This is a genomic window from Chitinophaga sp. H8 (genome assembly GCF_040567655.1).
In the GTDB taxonomy this organism is placed as follows: Bacteria; Bacteroidota; Bacteroidia; order Chitinophagales; family Chitinophagaceae; genus Chitinophaga; species Chitinophaga defluvii.
This window is the reverse complement of the sequence record NZ_JBEXAC010000001.1, coordinates 2261230-2279563: the sequence shown is the minus strand read 5'-3', so window position 1 is coordinate 2279563 and position 18334 is coordinate 2261230. Positions and strand designations below refer to the sequence as shown.

Genomic DNA, 18334 nt, shown 5'->3' with positions numbered 1-18334 from the left:
ACAGTAAAGATGAAAAGTATTACTTTACAAATCTAGCACCTGAAATCGCAAATCTAAAATATAATTATCCTTTACGGTAGGCCTTTACCTTAGCTTTACTTTTCTTATGGGGATTTTCTCCTTTTATGGTGGCTGCCAGCTTTAAGGCTTCATAGGCATTTACCATGCCTCCGGAAGTGGACAGCTCAGAGAAGGCGATCTTTTCATCCTGCGTACCTGGTTTGTTTACCTCAGTGGTGCCATCCGGTAGCGGAGTAGCGCTTTTTTCCAGGATATATTTTAACTGACGGGCGCTCAGGTCGGGATAATAAGATAATACCAGGGCTGCCACACCGGCCACCACAGGAGAGGCCATACTGGTACCACTGGCACTGCCGTACGTATTACCGCCTGGTATCGTGGAATAGATCTGCACGCCTGGCGCAAAAATATCTACCTGTTTTTTACCGTAGTTGGAGAAGCTGGCCACTTTAGCAGGTTGAAGGCCACTGGCCAGGGCGCCTACTGTAATTACATTATTGGCACGGGTACCATCTAAAAAATTAGGATTGGGGAAATTGTCTTCCACATCATTATCATTACCATCATTACCGGCAGCATGCACCAGTAAAACCCCCTTACTTTCTGCATATTTGAAGGCATCATCCACCCATTGTTTGTGTGGAGAGAAGCCTTTACCAAAACTCATATTGATGATCTGTGCACCATTGTCTACCGCATAGCGGATCGCCAGGGCTACATCTTTATCCCTTTCATCTCCATCAGGTACTGCTTTCACTGCCATAATGCGCACATTATCAGCTACCCCGTCTATACCTACGCCATTATTTCTTGCAGCGGCAATGATACCTGCCACATGCGTGCCATGGAACCCGAAGGTGCCCATCACATCATTGTTGCCATAAAATTTGTCATTGATATCTTCGTATTTATCACCTACAATTTCCTCCCGGTTTTTGTTAGGCAATATCTCCGTGCTTTCAGCCTTACGTTTCAGCTCATTCAGGTATTCTTCCAGCTCTTTTTTGAAGTCTTTGTAAGACACGTCTTCATCACCGGTGCTGCGCAGCAGTTTGGTGAGGAAGTTACGCGCCAGCATTACATCCTGGTCGGTGGTTTGTATACTGTCGAGTTGTGTAAGGGTAAAATCATCCTTACCCAGGTAGTTCTTCAGGATACCTTCACATTTCTGCACGTTTTCCTGCAATTTTGACATGGTCCGGTAGGAGAGCTTGTATTCTGAGCTGGGCTTTTCGATCTTGGATTGCAGCTTCTGCCAGATCGTATATTCTTTGGAATCTTTGTCGAGTGCAGAGTCGGGGTTGATGTAGAGATTCTTATAGCGGAAATATTCACGGGTGGCCTCATCAGAATCCTGTTTCAGGCTGCTGCCGTCTTTCCCTCCCAGGAAGTTCCATCCATGAATATCATCTATATAACCGTTTTTGTCATCGTCTTTACCATTGCCAGGGATTTCCTTAGGGTTGGTCCATAAAATCCCTTTCAGGTCTTCATGGGTGGTATCTATACCGGAATCGATCACCGCCACAATTACAGGGGTGCTTTTCTTTCCTTTCAACAGTTCTTCATAGGCTTTTTCCACTCCTACGCCATACACACTATCCTTATCATAACTTAATAGTTGCCAGTTTTTTGGTGCCTGGGCTCTGCTTTGAGCAATGCCGGGCATGGCAGACACCCCTAATAATGCAACACAGGCAGTCACCGCGACTACCTTTCTACTAAACAATTTCATGCGAATAATAATTTTCCTGATAAGAATAACAATATGAATACCATATTTGGTTAAAGGTATGTAAAATGTGTTATAACAATAAACCATAATGATGAACGTACTAGCAGCCAGTTTGTTCTTGTTGATGCTTTTATAATACACTTTAGATAAAGCGGGCAGAAGCTGCTGCCAGCGCATCTTATCCAGTTAGTGTATTTAAACATGACAGGCAGCCACCTATCATAATCTGCTTTATGATCGGTAAACGGTGCGGTACATTTGTATCATCTTACTTAGTAAAACTCCATCAACCAGTTTAAATGCGGGACCCCATAATTGTATTATCAATAAGTTGATTTATAAATCATTATGTCATATTAATGACAAATCAACTAAATAGTAAAGTAACATGCATAACCGTATTGTATTCATTCTTCAGATTAAAACTTACCCGCTATGTTAAAAACAACACTTTTCTCCGTATTACTGGCTGCTGGTATGCAGGCATTTGCAGCAGAACCGGAGGTAACCACTGTCATATTTGTAAATCCTGCGGAAGTGATAGAATCACCGGTAACTGATCCGGGCTTAAGTGCGAATGGCAAGGAGCAGGCTGTCAATTTATCCACCTCTTTGCAAAGCACAGCAGTCGCTGCTATTTATACCACTTATTTAAACCGGGCGGTACAAACGGTAGAGGCGCTCTCCAAATCCAAGCAGGTACCATTGGATTATTTCCGGGATACAGATGACCCGGAGATGATAAAAAGCATCATAGCAGCCATGGTGAAAAAATATAAAGGCAAGACTATTGTCATTTGCGGGGACGCAAGGAATATTCCTGTAATGGCTAAAAGTTTGGGAATTAAAACAAAAGACATTAAAGAAGTGTATGATAAGACTTGTGGAGAAGCCCTGATGGTCAAAGTTGGTGACAGAACGGCTGTAGCACAAAAGTTGAATATGAATTTCCAAAAAAAAGTGTAATATTTATATCCTGAAGAGTAATGATAGCCTGAGGGCTAATCGAATGCTTTTCAGATAAGCATGGTTTCCGTTTAACGAAAAGCGAGGTTCTCTAACCTCGCTATTGTTTTAATGGAAATTGTGTTGCTTCCCCACCACATTACCACTTACTTATCTAGTTGTATCAGCGTATATTCTTATCATGTAGTGTTGCCTGCATCAGGCCGTGGTACTGCGTTTGGTCATAACTTCATTATCAATAAAGCACAAGGCTCCGGGAGTTTCGTTAAAGTTAATGTCTAACTTCAATGACTATATCCCAAAGCCTTGTAAATCATCTGATTTTAATCCGGATATGCTGAATTAAACTACAAGTCAAACCTGATACCCTGTGCCAGGGGCAGATGTGTGGAGTAGTTGATGGTATTGGTTTGACGGCGCATATAAGCTTTCCATGCATCCGAGCCACTTTCTCTGCCGCCGCCTGTTTCTTTTTCGCCTCCAAAGGCACCGCCGATCTCTGCTCCGGAAGTGCCAATGTTTACATTAGCTATACCACAGTCGGAACCTGCCTGGGACAGAAACTGTTCTGCTTCCCGGAGGTTAAGTGTCATAATTGCAGAAGATAATCCCTGGGGAACATCATTTTGCATAGCGATCGCTTCCTGGAGGGTGGTATACTTCATCACATATAAGATAGGGGCGAAGGTTTCATGCTGTACGATTTCGTAGAAATTTTGCACAGCAGCAATGCAGGGCTTTACATAGCAGCCGGATTCATACCCGGCGCCCTGGAGTTGCCCGCCTTCTACGAGGAAGGTGCCGCCCTGTTGTTTTACTTTTTCGATACTGTCGAGGTAAGCGGCTACTGCATCCTGATCGATCAACGGACCTACGTGAACCGCTTCATCCAATGGATTGCCGATACGTAACTGGCCATATGCTTTTACCAGTTTGGCCGTAAAGGCATCATATACACTTTCGTGGATAATGAGACGGCGGGTAGAAGTGCAGCGTTGTCCTGCCGTACCTACCGCACCAAATACGGCACCGATCAGGGACATATCGAGGTCGGCGTCCTGGGAAATGATAATCGCATTATTACCACCCAGTTCCAGCAGGGACTTGCCCAGACGTGCACCTACCGCGCTGCCTACGCTTTTGCCCATGCGGGTAGAGCCGGTAGCAGATACCAGTGGGATGCGGGTATCATTAGCCATCCATTCACCTACGGCACGGTTGCCTGCTACGAGGCAGCAAACGCCTTCCGGAACCTGATTGGCCGCAAATACTTCTTCCACAATACGCTGGCAGGCAATAGCAGTTAAAGGTGTTTTTTCTGAGGGTTTCCAGATACAAACATTGCCGCATACCCATGCCAACATGGAATTCCAGCTCCATACCGCCACCGGGAAGTTAAAAGCAGAGATGATGGCGGTGATACCCAGCGGATGCCATTGTTCATACATCCGGTGTCCGGGACGTTCAGAGTGCATGGTAAGGCCATGCAGCTGACGGGAGAGGCCAACTGCAAAATCACAGATGTCTATCATTTCCTGTACTTCCCCATAACCTTCCTGCAGGCTTTTCCCCATTTCATAGGATACGAGCTTACCAAGTGCCTGTTTATTCCGGCGGAGGGCTTCTCCTATCTGTCTTACTACTTCACCGCGTTTGGGAGCGGGCCACATGCGCCATTCATGGAAAGCCTCCTGTGCGGTGGCTACCACAGCATCATAGTTTTCCCTGCTGGCAGCCTGTATGGTGGCAATCACTTTCCCATCCACTGGAGAGCTGGAAGTAAGGGTATCTCCATTAGCCGGCAACCATTTTAATCCCGTACTTACGCCACTATGCTGAGCGGTTATTTTAAATGTCTTCAGAATTGCATCTATCATGTTGTTCTTTTTTTATTGTTGGTGCCGCTTTCAGGAAAGGCCATCTGTTCAGAGCTGGCAATTCACTATTTTCATTTCACAGCCCAGTTTGGTTTCAAATGTTTCCAGAAAGGAGGTAGTAAATCCCGGCCAGTTCCAGAAAGTGAATCCCAGGTTGCTGAAAGCCCAAAGCGGCTTAATATTATAGGAGCTTAACTCGTGTTTTCTCTTACAAAAAGGACAGCTCATTTCAGTAGTTCCCTTTTTGAGCCAGGGGTTCAAGTCCCAGTCTGCCTCCAGTACATTCTTTTCGCAATGGGGGCAAAACACCCCTTTCAGTCCGTCTTCCCCTGCATGAAAAACCCTTCGTGATATAGATATCTCCAGCCCGTTAATCCTGTTTTCAAAAGGGAGTGCTGCCGGTTTTTGCACCACTTTGGAGGCGCCTTTTTCAATGGCATACCCTTTTTTAACCACGCCAGGAATACATTGATCGCTAAGTTCAGGTTTGATAACCTGTAGTGCCTGCAACCATTGCGTGATTTCGGCAGCTTTTTTTTCAGGGTCCGGATACAGCATTTTAGCTGGTACAATAGAAATACTATGATCGCTCATAATTTTAAGCAGGGGGTTTTAAGTGATATTGTTATAACCAGGTTTTCTTTGCTTCAGGGGCAAATATCTGCTTTTAGCAATAAACTTAAAACTAGGAACTTTTTTTCGTTTGGGAAGCATAAGTGCTTTCAAAAATCTTGTCGGCATTGCCAGCCTCAAAACCTTCCCTGCGGTGCTCCCTTAAAACCTGCTCCGGAGGCAGGGCGGCATACTGCGGTAATACCTTTCTTTCTGCAAATTCTACATAAGAGCCTGCTATCCGGTGGGTTTCCCCTCCGGCAAAGGTGGCCTCCATCATTTTGGCTACGGTAGAGCTTTGCAGCAACAGGCCATCAGGGCTGGTCTTTATTTTTCCACCTGCATCATTTAAAACAAAGCCCTTGCTTTCCAGGAAGTTATTAAAGCCAGCTACTGTATTATAACCCTCCGGCAGATTATGTACGCTGATCGTAAAATGGTTCAGGTAATAGCGGTTATAGATCACCCAGGCCGCGTATTCACTTTCGGCAGCCAATGCCTGATAGTCGGCTAGTGTGGGAGTGCGCCATAACCCGCTATGCAGAAAAGTATCTACCTGCTGCGTATCGTCCAGATTCAATGCATCTACCGGATCGGTTTTTACTTCGTTGGTATAACTGGTAATGATGTCTTGTGCCCGCTGACTTAAATCGCTGATCCGCAGTTCACTGATGAAAATACGGGGATACTTTGGGGAAGGTGGTGCATACCACCAGGCATTCAGTTTCTTTTCTGTAAAACGATAGGCGTCCTTTTTGGCGTATCCGTAATGGAGGAAAATCTTTTCCAGGGATTGTACGCCTAATTGCGGAACCCCCATCGTTCTGAAAGCGATATGATCATTTTCAATATCACCGGCCTGCCGGATGATACCAGCAGTTACCATTGCCTGAAGGATAGCGGACACATCCGGTACCCGCTCCTGGTAGCGGCTCATAAGGCCCTGTAGTACGTTGTTTAGCATTGTTGTTTTTTTGAGCTTTTAGCTGTTAGCCTTTAGCTGTTAGCATAATGTTTTGTTGTTTTCATTAATTGTTCATTGAACAAACATTGGTCAGCTAATAGCTAAAGGCTAATAGCTAACCGCTAATTATAATATTCCGCGAAGCGGTTGTCTATCAGATCATTGAAGAGTACATCTTCCTGGCGCACAAACCCGCTGGCCGGTAATTTACCTTTTGTATGCAGGTCAATCACAGCGCAGGCTGAACCAGCTGTGGTAAGTTGTATTGCAGTAAAATCGCGCCCTTCCAGTTGCTGGTTGTAAATCTTTTTGGAATACGATCGTTGTACTGAACGGCCATTGATGGTACCTGAAACAGATACAAAAACAAGCACCACATCTTGTGGGGTGAATGGGATACTGTCTTCCATAATTTGTTTAAGTACATCCCGCTTCTTGCTTAATTTCAGTTCGTTCAGCAGTATTTTCATGATATGGCAATGTCCGGGATAACGCACGGTTTTATAATCCAGGTTATATACTTTGCCTTCCAGTATTTCTGCCAGTGCAGATAATCCGCCGGAAGTATTAAATGCTTCGTATGAAACACCATCCAGTGCAAAACGTTCGTAACCTTCCAGGGGCATTACCTCTTTACGTTCTCCTTCAAAGATGGCATCACAGGGATTGCAGTATTCATTGATAAGCCCGTCTGTGCTCCAGGTAAGGTTATACATCAGGCTATTGGTAGGAAATTGCGGTAACGCACCTACTCTGAGCTGAACCGTGTCCAGTGTGTCAAACTGTTTGGCAATATCATAGGCAGCGATGCTGATAAATCCAGGAGCGAGGCCGCATTGGGGCATAAAGCTCACCTGGGATTGCCGGGCAATATCCCGGATCGCATTTGTGGTCGCCACATCTTCCGTCAGATCAAAATAATGGGTGTTTGTTGCCGCCGCCGCTGTGGCAATCTGGACATTCAGAAAATATGGACATGCGCTGAGCACGATGTCCTGTGGTGCCAGTGCGCTTTGTAACTCCGTGGCATTATTCACATCCAGTTTCATTTTGGTAATAGCAGGATGGACGGGTTTTTGCAACAACGAATCATTGCTGTCAGCCACCGTCACCTGGTAGTCGCCGGAATGTTGCAATAAAAAAGCTGCCGTTTCTCCGATTTTGCCGGCGCCAATAATTAATACGCGTTTCATGGTGTATGTATTTAAGGTGTAATGATGCTTAGAGTAGCGCCAGGCTTACACTACCGGAAAAAGCACGATATACACCATACGTCCTCCTTACGTAAAGAGGCCGTAACTGTTGTTTATTTACCAAACCTATTTCCGGGAAATACTATCCATATTCAAATAGCCGCTACCGCAGGGTGGTACGTTTCATGAAATAAACAGATAGCCACGTGTAGGAACGTGATCCTGGCGGGAAAAATAAAAAGAAGCGAATATGCCTATCAAGGCACGTGCGAACAAGTGCTCCTTAAAAAGGAGAGGAGAGAGAGTTGTATGTTCAGCAAATAGTTCATCTGTGAAAAACAGGATAATAAGCGAATATAAGCAAATGCAACACAATCCCCAAATGCGGGGAGAATTGCAGGTATGCAGGGGTATTGACAAAACAGGCCGGCTATTGCGGCCGGCCTGTTGGATGTTTATTACTTAATATTGTTCGTTATCGTTGGGGAAATCCCTGTCTTTTACATCTTTAATATATTGTTTGCTGGCTTCCAGGATCTGATCGTAAAGATTGAGATAGCGGCGTAAAAAACGGGGTTTGAAGTCTTTATTGATCCCCAGCATATCATGCATTACCAATACCTGGCCGTCGGCATACTTGCCTGCGCCAATACCGATGGTAGGAATATGTATGGCTTCTGCTACTTTTTTAGTTAGCAGGGCTGGGATTTTTTCCAGCACAATGGCAAAGCAACCTGCTTCCTGCAACAAAAGTGCGTCATTGATCAGCTTCTGGGCTTCGGCCTCTTCCGTAGCGCGTACGGCATAAGTACCAAATTTGTAGATAGATTGGGGAGTAAGCCCAAGGTGTCCCATAACAGGTACCCCTGCTGAGATAATACGCTTTACGGATTCTACAATTTCCTCTCCGCCTTCTATTTTAATACCATGTGCACCGGTTTCCTTCATCATACGGATTGCTGAGCTGAGGGCCTCCTTGGAATTGCCCTGGTAAGAACCAAAAGGCAGGTCTGCCACTACAAAGCTGCGTTTGATTGCTCTTACAACAGAAGAAGCATGATATATCATCTGGTCGAGTGTAATAGGCAAGGTGGTTTCATGACCAGCCATTACATTAGAGGCGCTGTCGCCTACCAGTATAACATCCACGCCGGCATCATCAAAGATGCGTGCCATGGAGTAATCATATGCGGTGAGCATAGAGATTTTTTCCCCATCTACTTTCATCTTTTGAAGTATATGGGTGGTAACACGTTTCACTTCTTTATGTATTGACATACGATTTGTTTTGAGCATTGCAGGCGGTAAAACAAAGCTATATGCTTCAGCCTTAATGCCGTTCCGGTTTTAATATAACGGCACAAAGGTGATAATATAAAATTTAATATGGAAGCTTTTTATGTAAGCGGTTTATCCTATAGACGGAGCTACAGGCATCAGGAGCGGAACCGAAGGTGACAATATGATGCCCGCTGCTTAATTGATAGCGCTGATTTCGGCATATAAAGCATGGATCAGCCCGTCTGCCAGCCCTATTTTGGGTACGTAAATCTCCGCTGCATCTGCCCAGCGCATGACGTTGACGTATATCTGTAATGCGGGCACAATCACATCTGCGCGGTCTTCCCGGAGATTATACAGGTGGATTCTTTCTTCAACGGTGAAATTGCTGAATTCCTTGTAGTAGTCTTTCAGCGTTTCCAGTGACAGTGGTTTACCTTCCTTTCTTTTGGAAAGGGTAAATATTTTGTTGATGTTTCCGCCGGAGCCAATGGCAATGACAGGTGGCTGGGATTTCAGTTGTGCTTTAAGGAAATCTTTCATCTGTTGCCAGTGTGCATCTGTAACCTGCTGCTGTAATAAGCGGATAGTGCCGATGTTAAAGGATTCTTTGAAAACCAGTTTCTTGTTGCTGAAAAAGGTGAGTTCAGTACTGCCACCCCCTACATCTATATACAGGTAGGCGCGGGTAGTATCCATATTTTCCGCAATGTGGTTTTCATATATATAGGAAGCTTCTTCCTGTCCGGAAATCACTTTGATGTCAATACTGGTTTCATCTTTCACTTGCTGGAGAATGGCCGCTGCATTGGTGGCATCCCGCATGGCGGAAGTAGCACAGGCCTTCAGGTATTTCACTTCATATACGTCGAGCAGGAGTTTATAGGCCTTGATCGTATTGAGCAAATGCGCCACCTTTTTCTCAGAAATAGTTTGGGTGGCAAATACATCAAAGCCTAATCTCAATGGTACCCTTACGAGGTTTACTTTGGTAAAGTCCATTTCTCCGTTGCTTTTGGGAGATGCCTCAGAAATCAATAACCGTGCAGCATTTGATCCGATATCTATCGCAGCCAGTTTCATCAGTTCACAGTTTTAAATGATACAGATAGCGTGCAAAATACGGAAATTCATGGCTTTTAGTAGCAGGTAATGCATAAACATGCCGTTGGGGCAGCTGGTTATTTATATTGTTTTTCATTCAGGTACCTGAATATCTCTACCTGGGTACGGATTTTTTTATCGCCTTCCCGCTTGTATTTGTTAGCCTGCTCATTATCCAGTATCCTGGCTTTTACATTACCGCTCAGCTGTATATGCATGATATCTATCAGCTCCTGTTTAATGGCCTTATCTGTAACGGGCACGGCTGCCTCTATCCGGTGATCCAGGTTTCGTACCATCCAGTCGCAGGATGCTATGAACACTTTCTCCTGGCCTCCATTATGGAAAATAAACACCCTGGCATGTTCCAGGTATTCATCCACAATACTCACCGCAGCGATATTCTTTTTCCACTTTTTATTTTCCGTATAGGCACAGCAGATACCGCGGATCACCATCTGGATATTCACGCCTTCTTTAGCTGCCTCATACAGCTTGGTGATCATGATATCATCTGAAAGGGAATTCATTTTGATGATGATGCCAGCTGCTTTCTTATGTTTTGCATTTTTGATCTCTTTGTCTATGAGCTTCAAAAAGTGGCTACGCATATTCAAAGGGCTTACCGGAAGTGTTTTACACCCTTCCAGTATTTTAATATCATGACGGGGACTTTCGAGGTAAGTAAAAATGCGGTTAATGTCTGCTATAACCCCCCGGTTGGTAGTAAGCAGGCAGTGATCACCATATACCCGGGCTGTTTTTTCATTTAGGTTGCCCGTACTGACAAAACCACATTGTATGGTTTTGGTGCCTATTCTTTTTTTGATCACGCACAGCTTGGCATGGATCTTCATATTAGGGATCCCCAGCAGTACTTTTACACCTTCTTCTTCCAGTCTTGCCTTCCAGGCCAGGTTAGCCGCTTCGTCAAAACGGGCCCGCAGCTCAAGTACCACCGTTACCTGTTTACCGTTACGCACTGCGTTGATGAGCGCATTAACGATCTTGGAGTTTTTAGCCAGCCGGTAAGCGGTGATTTTTATACTGGATACATTAGGATCTATCGCCGCTTCCCGCAACAGGTCTATAATGGTATCAAATGAATGATAGGGGAAGTGGAGCATTACATCCTGTTGCTGAATAACGTGCATCACACTGGGCGCATTCAGGAAGAGCGGGTGTATTACATTTTTGCGGTGCAGGCGTTGATGATTGAACACCGACTCGGGGAAATCCATAAAATCCTTGAAATTATGGATGCGGGCACCAGGGATGAGATTATCCCTGCTTGACAGCCCCTGGCGGCGCATCAGGTATTCCAGCAGCAGCGGGTCGATGTCCTTGTCGTATACAAACCTTACCGGTTTACCCTTACGCCGGTCCTTTAATCCTTTTTCTATCTGGTGGATCAGGCTGGTAGAGATATCATTGTCTATATCCAGTTCCGCGTCGCGGGTTACTTTGATGATATGCGCAGAAAACTTATCATAGCCAAAGTAAGAAAATACGTGTGGCAGGCAGAAGCGGATCACATCTTCCAGCAGGATAATATCATGTTCTCCTTCTTTAGCCGGTAATATGATAAAGCGTGGTAGTATGGATGTAGGAATTTCAATTAATGCAAATTTCTGCCGTACGGAATTATCCTGCCGGGCAAGTACTACAGCGAGGTAAATAGATTTATCCCGCAGGATAGGAAATTGCTGTATGCTTTCAATCATCAGGGGGATGATATTGGTCCGTACTTCTTCGTTAAAATAATTGAGGACGAACTTCTGTTGTTCCCTGTTGAGTTGTTTTTCGCTACGGAGGAAGATTTGCTGTGTCTGCAGTTCTTCCACAATATCTTTCCAGATACGGTCAAATTCCCGTTGCTGTTCAATTACATTTGCCTGGATCTCTTCCAGTATCTTTTCCGGATTTTCTTCCAGGTGCATTTTGGCAGCTTTGCCTACTACCACTACCATACGCTTCAGGGTAGCTACCCTTACGCGGAAGAACTCATCCAGGTTATTAGAAAAGATGCCCAGAAAGCGGATACGTTCGAGTAGGGGAACCGTGGGGTCGGCAGCTTCCTGGAGCACACGTGCATTAAAAGAAAGCCAGCTGATATCCCTGGCAATCATTTTCTTTTTGGGGACAATCAGTTTCTTCTTATTGAGCCTCTTTTGTAGTATTAAATCCGGTGTCGTCATATTTTCGTTTAACACACTATTCTGCAATCGCATACGTACTTTTTTGCATTCAATAATTTCACATTAACTACAACAATACATTATTAGGTCAACATCCTGTGTTAAATTAAAGTTAAGTCATTTCATGCAATGAAACGAGCTGTATTGCCACAAACTTACCTGAAAACCAGGGGATAACCCGGTATTGGGGCAGTGGATAAAAGGAGCATTATCCGCGAAATGTTAATGTTCAGCAGCGCTGGTTGTTGGAGTGCTTTTATTATACAAGGGCAATGCGATCAGACTGATAAAGCCCAGTAATACCACCAGCAGCGTTTGTGCCAGCCAGATAATCCAGCCAAAAGCGTAACCGATAGTAGCATGGATACCATAGAGTACGAGGGTTTGTTGTACCAGGATCTGATAAGCCCCGATACCGCCCTGTGTAACAATCATGCCTATACTGCCAAAGGCCAGGACAGACATGCCTGCTTTTATTCCCAGGCCGGCAGTTTCCTGTAAGCAATAGAAGCCAATATAGATCTGGGAAAAGTAAAGTAACCAGATGGCTGCAGTATGAAAAAGGAACCAGCCTTTCTGTTTCATTTTACCGATAGAAAGGATGCCTTCCAGTACCCCTTTGGCGAGGGTGCGGATAGCGATTGCTGCTTTGGTGCGGGCAAAGCGGCGGAGCAGCAATACCAGTAATAATAACCCTGCTAACAATATGGCTATTACCAGTATCCATTGGGCGGTACCGGCACCTGCCAGTTTCAGCTGGATGGGATGCCAGATACGATCGGCAAAGAAAGTACCTACAATATCAATCTGGAGCAATACGGTCATGACCATTAACAGCATCAGGCACAACAGATCTACCGCTCTTTCTGCAATCATGGTACCCACAAGTTTATCCGCCGGAATTTTTTCATACCGGGCCAGAATCCCGCAGCGGGTTACTTCACCAAGACGGGGAATGGCCAGATTAGCGAGGTAACCGACCATTACAGCAAAAAAGGTATTAAGTGTATGTGGCTGATGCCCCAGGGGCTTCATCAGTAATCGCCAGCGCACTGCACGCAGCCAGTGGCTGGCCACCCCTAAGGCCATCGCAGGAATCACCAGCCAGTAATTGGCATGGCGAAATGCATTTTTAATATCTTCCTGTTCTTTGGTAGTGAGGTCTTTGGTAACCAACCATATCAATAACAGGCCTATGCCCAAAAAGCAAATGAACTTCAGCAGGCTTTTCAGCGTTTTGGGCATATTCCTTTAAATTAATCGTTAAGCGGACTAGAGTCTGTTGCCTTCTTTAGGGAAGATAGCCCTGGGTTCGAATGTTTTAGCTTCTTCAAAATCCATGGTAGCATAGGAGATAATGATCACCACATCACCGGGAGCGCATAAACGGGCAGCAGGACCATTCATACAAATGACACCGGAACCACGTTTGCCTTTTATAATATAGGTTTCAAGGCGTTCGCCATTATTTACATTTACCACAGACACCTTTTCATTAGCGATCATGTTGGCAGCATCCATCAAATCTTCATCAATGGTAATGCTTCCTACGTATTGCAGGTTGGCTTCCGTTACAACCACCCGGTGTATCTTGGATTTAAGTACTTCGATCTGCATAGCTTGTTAATTTTGCCTATCCAATGCACCTCAGTATCCTCATTGGCTAAAGCGTTCGCAAAGGTACAGAAAATAAATATCCAAATTGTTAATGTGCCGATATATTGTCATATATACGTCTAAGAAAACCAACTGCCGGATTATCGCATCTAGAGCTGCCCCTGTAAGATCATATTATCAATTAATCTCACGCCACCCAGCCAGGCAGCCAATACTACTGCTACTGTTTTATCAGCAGAAGGGGCGTCTTCCCGGGTTACCTGTCCATTACGGAGGGTAATGATTTCCACGTATTCCGGCTCAAAACCATCTTTTTTCAGTTGTGTCATCGCTTCCTTACTTAGTGTCGAGTTCGGCACTTTACCAAATTGGTCTCTGATCGCGGTGAGTACCTTGAATATATCCGTAGCCTGCTGCCGGTGGGCCGCATTTAAACGGACGTTACGGCTGCTCATGGCCAGGCCATCAGCTTCCCGCCGGGTAGGACAAACCACCAGTTGTACCGGCAAAGCAAGCAGGTGAATTAATTCCTTGATAATCAGGCATTGTTGAAAGTCCTTTTGCCCCATAAACAATTGATGGGGCATTACTATATCCAGCAATTTATGGACCACTCTGCCCACCCCCTGGAAATGTCCGGCACGAAATTCGCCTTCTAACACTTTTTCGAGATTGCCAAAGTCATAGTGTTTGCCGGACGCCAGCCCTTCCGGGTACATTTCGGCCACGGAGGGGAGGAACAGGACATCTGTACCGGCATCGGTCAATTTGACGATATCCTGTTCGATGGTGATGGGATATTTTTCAAAATCTTTAGGATCATTAAATTGGGTAGGGTTGACAAATATGCTGCAAACCACGATATCGCACTTTTCTTTAGCGGCCGCCACCAGCGACAGGTGCCCATCGTGCAGGGCTCCCATAGTAGGCACAAAACCAATGGTTTGTCCCTTCAACTTTGCTTGTTCCAGGTGGTGTCTGAGATCATTACGGCGCTTAAATAGATACATAAAACATTGCTTAAAAGGATGTTAAAACTGTCAGATTGGCCAATATTCCGTAAAAAATCCGTAATTTTGCAAGCCAAATTAAAATTTACTGCATTAATAATTAGCGTTAAATGTCCACAAAGAAAAGAATTCTTTTTATTGCCCAAGAGATGTCGCCTTATCTGGATTTGAGTGATTATGCGGCTATGGTCAATAAAATGGCAATTAAATCCAATGAGGCGGGCTTAGAAGTGAGGGTGATCATGCCGAGGTTTGGAATTATTAATGAGCGCAGACATCGCCTTCATGAGGTGGTAAGATTGTCAGGTATCAACATTGTGGTTGATGGTGATGACTATCCGCTGATCATCAAGGTAGCGTCTTTGCCCAATGCCCGTTTACAAGTGTATTTCCTTGACAATGAGGATTATTTCAAACGTAAAACAGTCTTTGCAGACGAAAACGAGGAATTTTTTGATGACAATGGGGCCCGGTCAGTTTTCTTTTGTAAAGGTGCTTTGGAAACGGTGAAAAAATTTGGATGGCCTCCGGATATTATCCATTGCAGTGGCTGGATGACTTCTCTGGTGCCATTATACCTGAAAACAGCCTACAAAAAGGAACCTGTTTTTGCCAATTCAAAGACGGTATTCTCCCTGGAGCCAAATTCTTTTAAGGATAAGCTGGGAGCAGGCTTTGTTAAAAAAGCAACGATCAGCAACCTGATTAAAGAAAAAGATATTGAGCCTTATAAAGAGGGTACCAATAGTGCTTTAAACAGAGGCGCCGCCAAATATGCAGATGCGGTAGTCCTGGCGGGTGAGAAGACAGAGAAAAAAATTGTTGATGAAATAAAGGCGGAAAAAGGTAAAATTGTGTTACCGTATAAAGCCGACAATGAGGATCTTGGAGATTATCTGCAGCTTTACAATCAATTGATGGGTAAATAGCACAAATTAAAGATACGTTGTACACTGCTGTAAAAGGTGGGGGAAGACGTACCAAATGGCATCTTAAAAAAACAAACACCATTCGCGTGAAGATCAATTTCAGGAATCTTAGCCTTGCAGCTGCCCTTTTTTCCGTTTTACGTTTATCTACTGGTTGTAGCGAGGCTACCCTTTTGGGTACTGACCTTATTCCGGGAGGCGATTTTGTAAACGCATCTGATACCACCTTTAATAATCTCATTGCACATAATATCTGGCGGGTAGACTCTGCCGTATTTACCGGCCGTGGGAATTTTACAAAGGCGTTGGGATCTATCGTAAATGATCCGGTAGGGGGGAAAGCCCATGCTTTCACGTATATGCAGCTGGGGATGACCAGCAGCGCCTTCACTTTCCAGGGCACCGGTCAGACACTGGATTCTGTGGTATTGTCGATCAGCTATAATGGTTATTTCGGGGATTCATTGTTGCCTCAGACTTTTAGGATATACCGTATGGCAGAGCCTGACTTTAAGATAGACTCCAACTACCGGTACACGCAGGCACTGGCCTACAATGCCGGCGAACTGCTGGGTACAGGAACCGTTAATGCCAAAGGATTACAGGATTCAGTTTCTATTTATGGCACCAAGGAAGCGCCGCAGTTGCGTATAAAGCTGGACCCCGCCGTGGGCAACAGCTTATTACAGCAAACGGCCACCGGCAATTTTGCAACGGATTCTACTTTCAATCTTTATTTTAAAGGGTTGGCTATCATACCGGATACTACACTGGCTACCAACAGTACCGTGTTGTATCTCAACCTGAACAGTGCGGATACCAAGATGACGGTGTTCTATAAAAACACGGAGAAAGATTCCCTGCGGGCTTATTTCCCCTTCTCTTCCTACACCGGGGTACATGCACATGCCAATTACTTTACTCGTAATTTTGAAGGTTCGGAAGCCGCTAATTATATCAATACCAACCGTTCTGAAGGGGATAGTATCCTTTTCCTGCAGGAAGCGCCGGGATTATTCACCAGGTTGCTGATTCCTAATCTGGAACAATTTCCAAAATCTGTTATTAATAAGGCAGAATTGGTGATTACTCAGATCACGAGCGGGGCAGTGGATAAAAATGAAATTTATACAGAACCTGATTTCTTGTTCGTAAGCCAGTACAGAAATGGTGATACAACAAAGCCAATTGTTGATTATGGTAACCCCAGCAACCCCAACCAGCCATATTTTGGCGGTCAAAAAACAGTGGTAACGAATTTTGGTGGCGTAAAAGTAGTGCAGTACACATTTAATGTAGCACGCTATATGCAATTGTTGTTGGCAGGTAAGGATATTAACAATGGGTTCAAACTGGAAGCAGTTGCCAATGGCCGGAATATTGGCCTCCAGCGCGTAAAAGTAGGCGGTGGCAATCATTCCCAGTATAACATGAAACTCCGAGTTATTTACACTAAACTATAAAGCCGAAATTTAAATTTATGTCTTATTTATTTACGTCCGAGTCAGTTTCAGAAGGACACCCAGATAAAGTTGCCGATCAGATCTCTGATGCATTGATTGATAACTTTCTTGCCTATGACACTACTTCCAAAGTAGCATGTGAAACTTTAGTAACTACCGGTCAGGTTGTATTGGCCGGAGAAGTTAAATCTGAAGCATACCTGGATGTACAGGATATTGCCAGAGAAGTGATCCGGAAGATCGGATATACCAAAAGTGAGTATATGTTTGAAGCTAACTCCTGTGGTATCTTATCTGCGATCCATGAGCAATCACCTGACATCAACCAGGGGGTAGACCGCAAGCAACCTGAAGAACAGGGTGCCGGCGATCAGGGTATGATGTTCGGTTATGCTACCCGTGAAACAGAAAATTATATGCCACTGGCACTGGACCTGGCCCATAAGCTGTTACTGGAGCTGGCAGCATTACGCCGGGAAAATAAAGAAATCAAATACCTGCGTCCGGATGCAAAATCCCAGGTAACCATCGAATACTCTGACGATAATCAACCGATCAGAATAGACAGCATCGTAATTTCCACACAGCATGATGATTTTGACAATGATGATGCTATGCTGGCGAAGATCAAGTCTGATCTGATCAATATATTGATACCTCGTGTAAAAGCACAGTTGAAACCTGCATTACAGGCACTGTTCACCGACAAGATTACTTATCACATTAACCCTACCGGCAAATTTGTAATTGGTGGTCCGCATGGTGATACCGGTTTAACCGGCCGTAAAATCATTGTAGATACCTATGGTGGTAAAGGTGCGCACGGTGGTGGTGCATTCTCTGGTAAAGATCCTTCCAAAGTAGATCGTTCAGCTGCTTACGCTACCCGTCACATTGCCAAGAACCTCGTAGCTGCCGGTGTATGTGATGAAGTGCTGGTACAGGTATCTTATGCTATCGGTGTTGCTAAACCTTGCGGTATTTTTGTGAGCACTAATGGCACTGCCAAAGTGAAACTGACAGATGGTGAGATCGCTAAAAAGGTAGAAGAAATATTTGACCTGCGCCCTTATGCTATCGAACAGCGTTTAAAACTACGTAATCCAATTTATAGTGAAACTGCGGCTTATGGCCACATGGGACGCGAAAATAAAGTGGTTACCAAAGTATTCAACAAAGGCAAGAAACATGAGAAAACAGTAGAAGTAGAACTGTTTACCTGGGAAAAACTTGATTATGTTGATAAAGTAAAAGCGGCATTTGCTTTATAAGTGAAACGATAGATAACATTATCTATCCGCACTTGTACCGATAATATTTTATGGAAAATCCCTGCTTCCGGAAGGAGGCAGGGATTTTTATTT

Annotated in this window: 15 protein-coding genes and 1 pseudogene; 4 read left to right on the top strand and 12 right to left on the bottom strand. The window is 44.6% G+C overall.

Annotated elements, in window-relative coordinates:
* Nucleotides 1–64: 64 nt before the first annotated feature.
* Complete coding sequence (locus tag ABR189_RS08630) at nucleotides 65–1756, bottom strand: S8 family peptidase (RefSeq protein WP_354660069.1); 1692 nt, start codon at nucleotides 1754–1756, stop codon at nucleotides 65–67.
* A gap of 435 nt (nucleotides 1757–2191) precedes the next feature.
* Here ABR189_RS08630 and ABR189_RS08625 point away from each other — a divergent pair, with 435 nt between their 5' ends.
* On the top strand, nucleotides 2192–2722 hold the full coding sequence (locus ABR189_RS08625; protein WP_354660068.1) for a histidine phosphatase family protein: 531 nt from the start codon (nucleotides 2192–2194) through the stop codon (nucleotides 2720–2722).
* Between the two features lie 347 nt (nucleotides 2723–3069).
* Here ABR189_RS08625 and amaB read toward each other — a convergent pair whose 3' ends face one another.
* The 11 genes and pseudogenes from amaB to panC all read right to left on the bottom strand — a co-directional run bounded on the left by amaB (nucleotide 3070) and on the right by panC (nucleotide 14578).
* On the bottom strand, nucleotides 3070–4599 hold the full coding sequence (amaB, locus tag ABR189_RS08620; RefSeq protein WP_354660067.1) for an L-piperidine-6-carboxylate dehydrogenase: 1530 nt from the start codon (nucleotides 4597–4599) through the stop codon (nucleotides 3070–3072).
* Nucleotides 4600–4647: 48 nt separating this feature from the next.
* Complete coding sequence (locus tag ABR189_RS08615) at nucleotides 4648–5193, bottom strand: hypothetical protein (protein WP_354660066.1); 546 nt, start codon at nucleotides 5191–5193, stop codon at nucleotides 4648–4650.
* Between the two features lie 91 nt (nucleotides 5194–5284).
* Entirely contained in the window at nucleotides 5285–6175 is an 891-nt protein-coding gene (locus tag ABR189_RS08610) for a DUF1338 domain-containing protein (protein WP_354660065.1), read from the bottom strand.
* Nucleotides 6176–6297: 122 nt separating this feature from the next.
* Complete coding sequence (locus ABR189_RS08605) at nucleotides 6298–7074, bottom strand: saccharopine dehydrogenase family protein (protein WP_354661082.1); 777 nt, start codon at nucleotides 7072–7074, stop codon at nucleotides 6298–6300.
* 9 nt (nucleotides 7075–7083) lie between these two features.
* Nucleotides 7084–7371, bottom strand: a pseudogene (locus ABR189_RS08600) (saccharopine dehydrogenase NADP-binding domain-containing protein); the annotation flags it as partial.
* A gap of 459 nt (nucleotides 7372–7830) precedes the next feature.
* Complete coding sequence (gene panB, locus ABR189_RS08595; RefSeq protein WP_354660064.1) at nucleotides 7831–8646, bottom strand: 3-methyl-2-oxobutanoate hydroxymethyltransferase; 816 nt, start codon at nucleotides 8644–8646, stop codon at nucleotides 7831–7833.
* Nucleotides 8647–8844: 198 nt separating this feature from the next.
* Nucleotides 8845–9732 (bottom strand): Ppx/GppA phosphatase family protein, encoded by an 888-nt coding sequence (locus ABR189_RS08590; RefSeq protein WP_354660063.1) that lies wholly within the window; start codon nucleotides 9730–9732, stop codon nucleotides 8845–8847.
* A 98-nt stretch (nucleotides 9733–9830) separates the two neighbouring features.
* Nucleotides 9831–11984 carry a polyphosphate kinase 1 gene (ppk1, locus tag ABR189_RS08585; protein WP_354660062.1) on the bottom strand — a complete coding sequence of 718 codons (2154 nt, stop codon included), beginning with the start codon at nucleotides 11982–11984 and terminating at the stop codon, nucleotides 9831–9833.
* Nucleotides 11985–12173: 189 nt separating this feature from the next.
* Nucleotides 12174–13196 carry a lysylphosphatidylglycerol synthase transmembrane domain-containing protein gene (locus tag ABR189_RS08580; RefSeq protein WP_354660061.1) on the bottom strand — a complete coding sequence of 341 codons (1023 nt, stop codon included), beginning with the start codon at nucleotides 13194–13196 and terminating at the stop codon, nucleotides 12174–12176.
* Nucleotides 13197–13223: 27 nt separating this feature from the next.
* The gene (panD, locus tag ABR189_RS08575) at nucleotides 13224–13568 is read right to left on the bottom strand and encodes an aspartate 1-decarboxylase (protein WP_354660060.1); all 345 of its coding nucleotides are present in this window, start codon (nucleotides 13566–13568) and stop codon (nucleotides 13224–13226) included.
* 149 nt (nucleotides 13569–13717) lie between these two features.
* Nucleotides 13718–14578 carry a pantoate--beta-alanine ligase gene (gene panC / locus ABR189_RS08570; protein ID WP_354660059.1) on the bottom strand — a complete coding sequence of 287 codons (861 nt, stop codon included), beginning with the start codon at nucleotides 14576–14578 and terminating at the stop codon, nucleotides 13718–13720.
* 110 nt (nucleotides 14579–14688) lie between these two features.
* On the opposite strand from panC, the gene ABR189_RS08565 reads away from it, so the two are divergent.
* From ABR189_RS08565 to metK, 3 genes are read left to right on the top strand one after another with little or no spacing between them, the layout of a single operon-like run.
* On the top strand, nucleotides 14689–15507 hold the full coding sequence (locus ABR189_RS08565) for a glycogen/starch synthase (RefSeq protein WP_354660058.1): 819 nt from the start codon (nucleotides 14689–14691) through the stop codon (nucleotides 15505–15507).
* Nucleotides 15508–15524: 17 nt separating this feature from the next.
* The gene (locus ABR189_RS08560; protein ID WP_354660057.1) at nucleotides 15525–16970 is read left to right on the top strand and encodes a DUF4270 family protein; all 1446 of its coding nucleotides are present in this window, start codon (nucleotides 15525–15527) and stop codon (nucleotides 16968–16970) included.
* Nucleotides 16971–16987: 17 nt separating this feature from the next.
* Nucleotides 16988–18241, top strand: a complete 1254-nt coding sequence (gene metK, locus ABR189_RS08555; protein WP_354660056.1) for a methionine adenosyltransferase — start codon at nucleotides 16988–16990, stop codon at nucleotides 18239–18241.
* Nucleotides 18242–18334 lie beyond the last annotated feature (93 nt).

What these genes read in the sequence shown, in the direction of transcription:
- ABR189_RS08630 (WP_354660069.1), bottom strand. Translation starts at nt 1,756, where the DNA reads ATGAAATTGTTTAGTAGAAAGGTAGTCGCGGTGACTGCCTGTGTTGCA.
- ABR189_RS08625 (WP_354660068.1), top strand. Translation starts at nt 2,192, where the DNA reads ATGTTAAAAACAACACTTTTCTCCGTATTACTGGCTGCTGGTATGCAG.
- amaB (WP_354660067.1), bottom strand. Translation starts at nt 4,599, where the DNA reads ATGATAGATGCAATTCTGAAGACATTTAAAATAACCGCTCAGCATAGT.
- ABR189_RS08615 (WP_354660066.1), bottom strand. Translation starts at nt 5,193, where the DNA reads ATGAGCGATCATAGTATTTCTATTGTACCAGCTAAAATGCTGTATCCG.
- ABR189_RS08610 (WP_354660065.1), bottom strand. Translation starts at nt 6,175, where the DNA reads ATGCTAAACAACGTACTACAGGGCCTTATGAGCCGCTACCAGGAGCGG.
- panB (WP_354660064.1), bottom strand. Translation starts at nt 8,646, where the DNA reads ATGTCAATACATAAAGAAGTGAAACGTGTTACCACCCATATACTTCAA.
- ABR189_RS08590 (WP_354660063.1), bottom strand. Translation starts at nt 9,732, where the DNA reads ATGAAACTGGCTGCGATAGATATCGGATCAAATGCTGCACGGTTATTG.
- ppk1 (WP_354660062.1), bottom strand. Translation starts at nt 11,984, where the DNA reads ATGCGATTGCAGAATAGTGTGTTAAACGAAAATATGACGACACCGGAT.
- ABR189_RS08580 (WP_354660061.1), bottom strand. Translation starts at nt 13,196, where the DNA reads ATGCCCAAAACGCTGAAAAGCCTGCTGAAGTTCATTTGCTTTTTGGGC.
- panD (WP_354660060.1), bottom strand. Translation starts at nt 13,568, where the DNA reads ATGCAGATCGAAGTACTTAAATCCAAGATACACCGGGTGGTTGTAACG.
- panC (WP_354660059.1), bottom strand. Translation starts at nt 14,578, where the DNA reads ATGTATCTATTTAAGCGCCGTAATGATCTCAGACACCACCTGGAACAA.
- ABR189_RS08565 (WP_354660058.1), top strand. Translation starts at nt 14,689, where the DNA reads ATGTCCACAAAGAAAAGAATTCTTTTTATTGCCCAAGAGATGTCGCCT.
- metK (WP_354660056.1), top strand. Translation starts at nt 16,988, where the DNA reads ATGTCTTATTTATTTACGTCCGAGTCAGTTTCAGAAGGACACCCAGAT.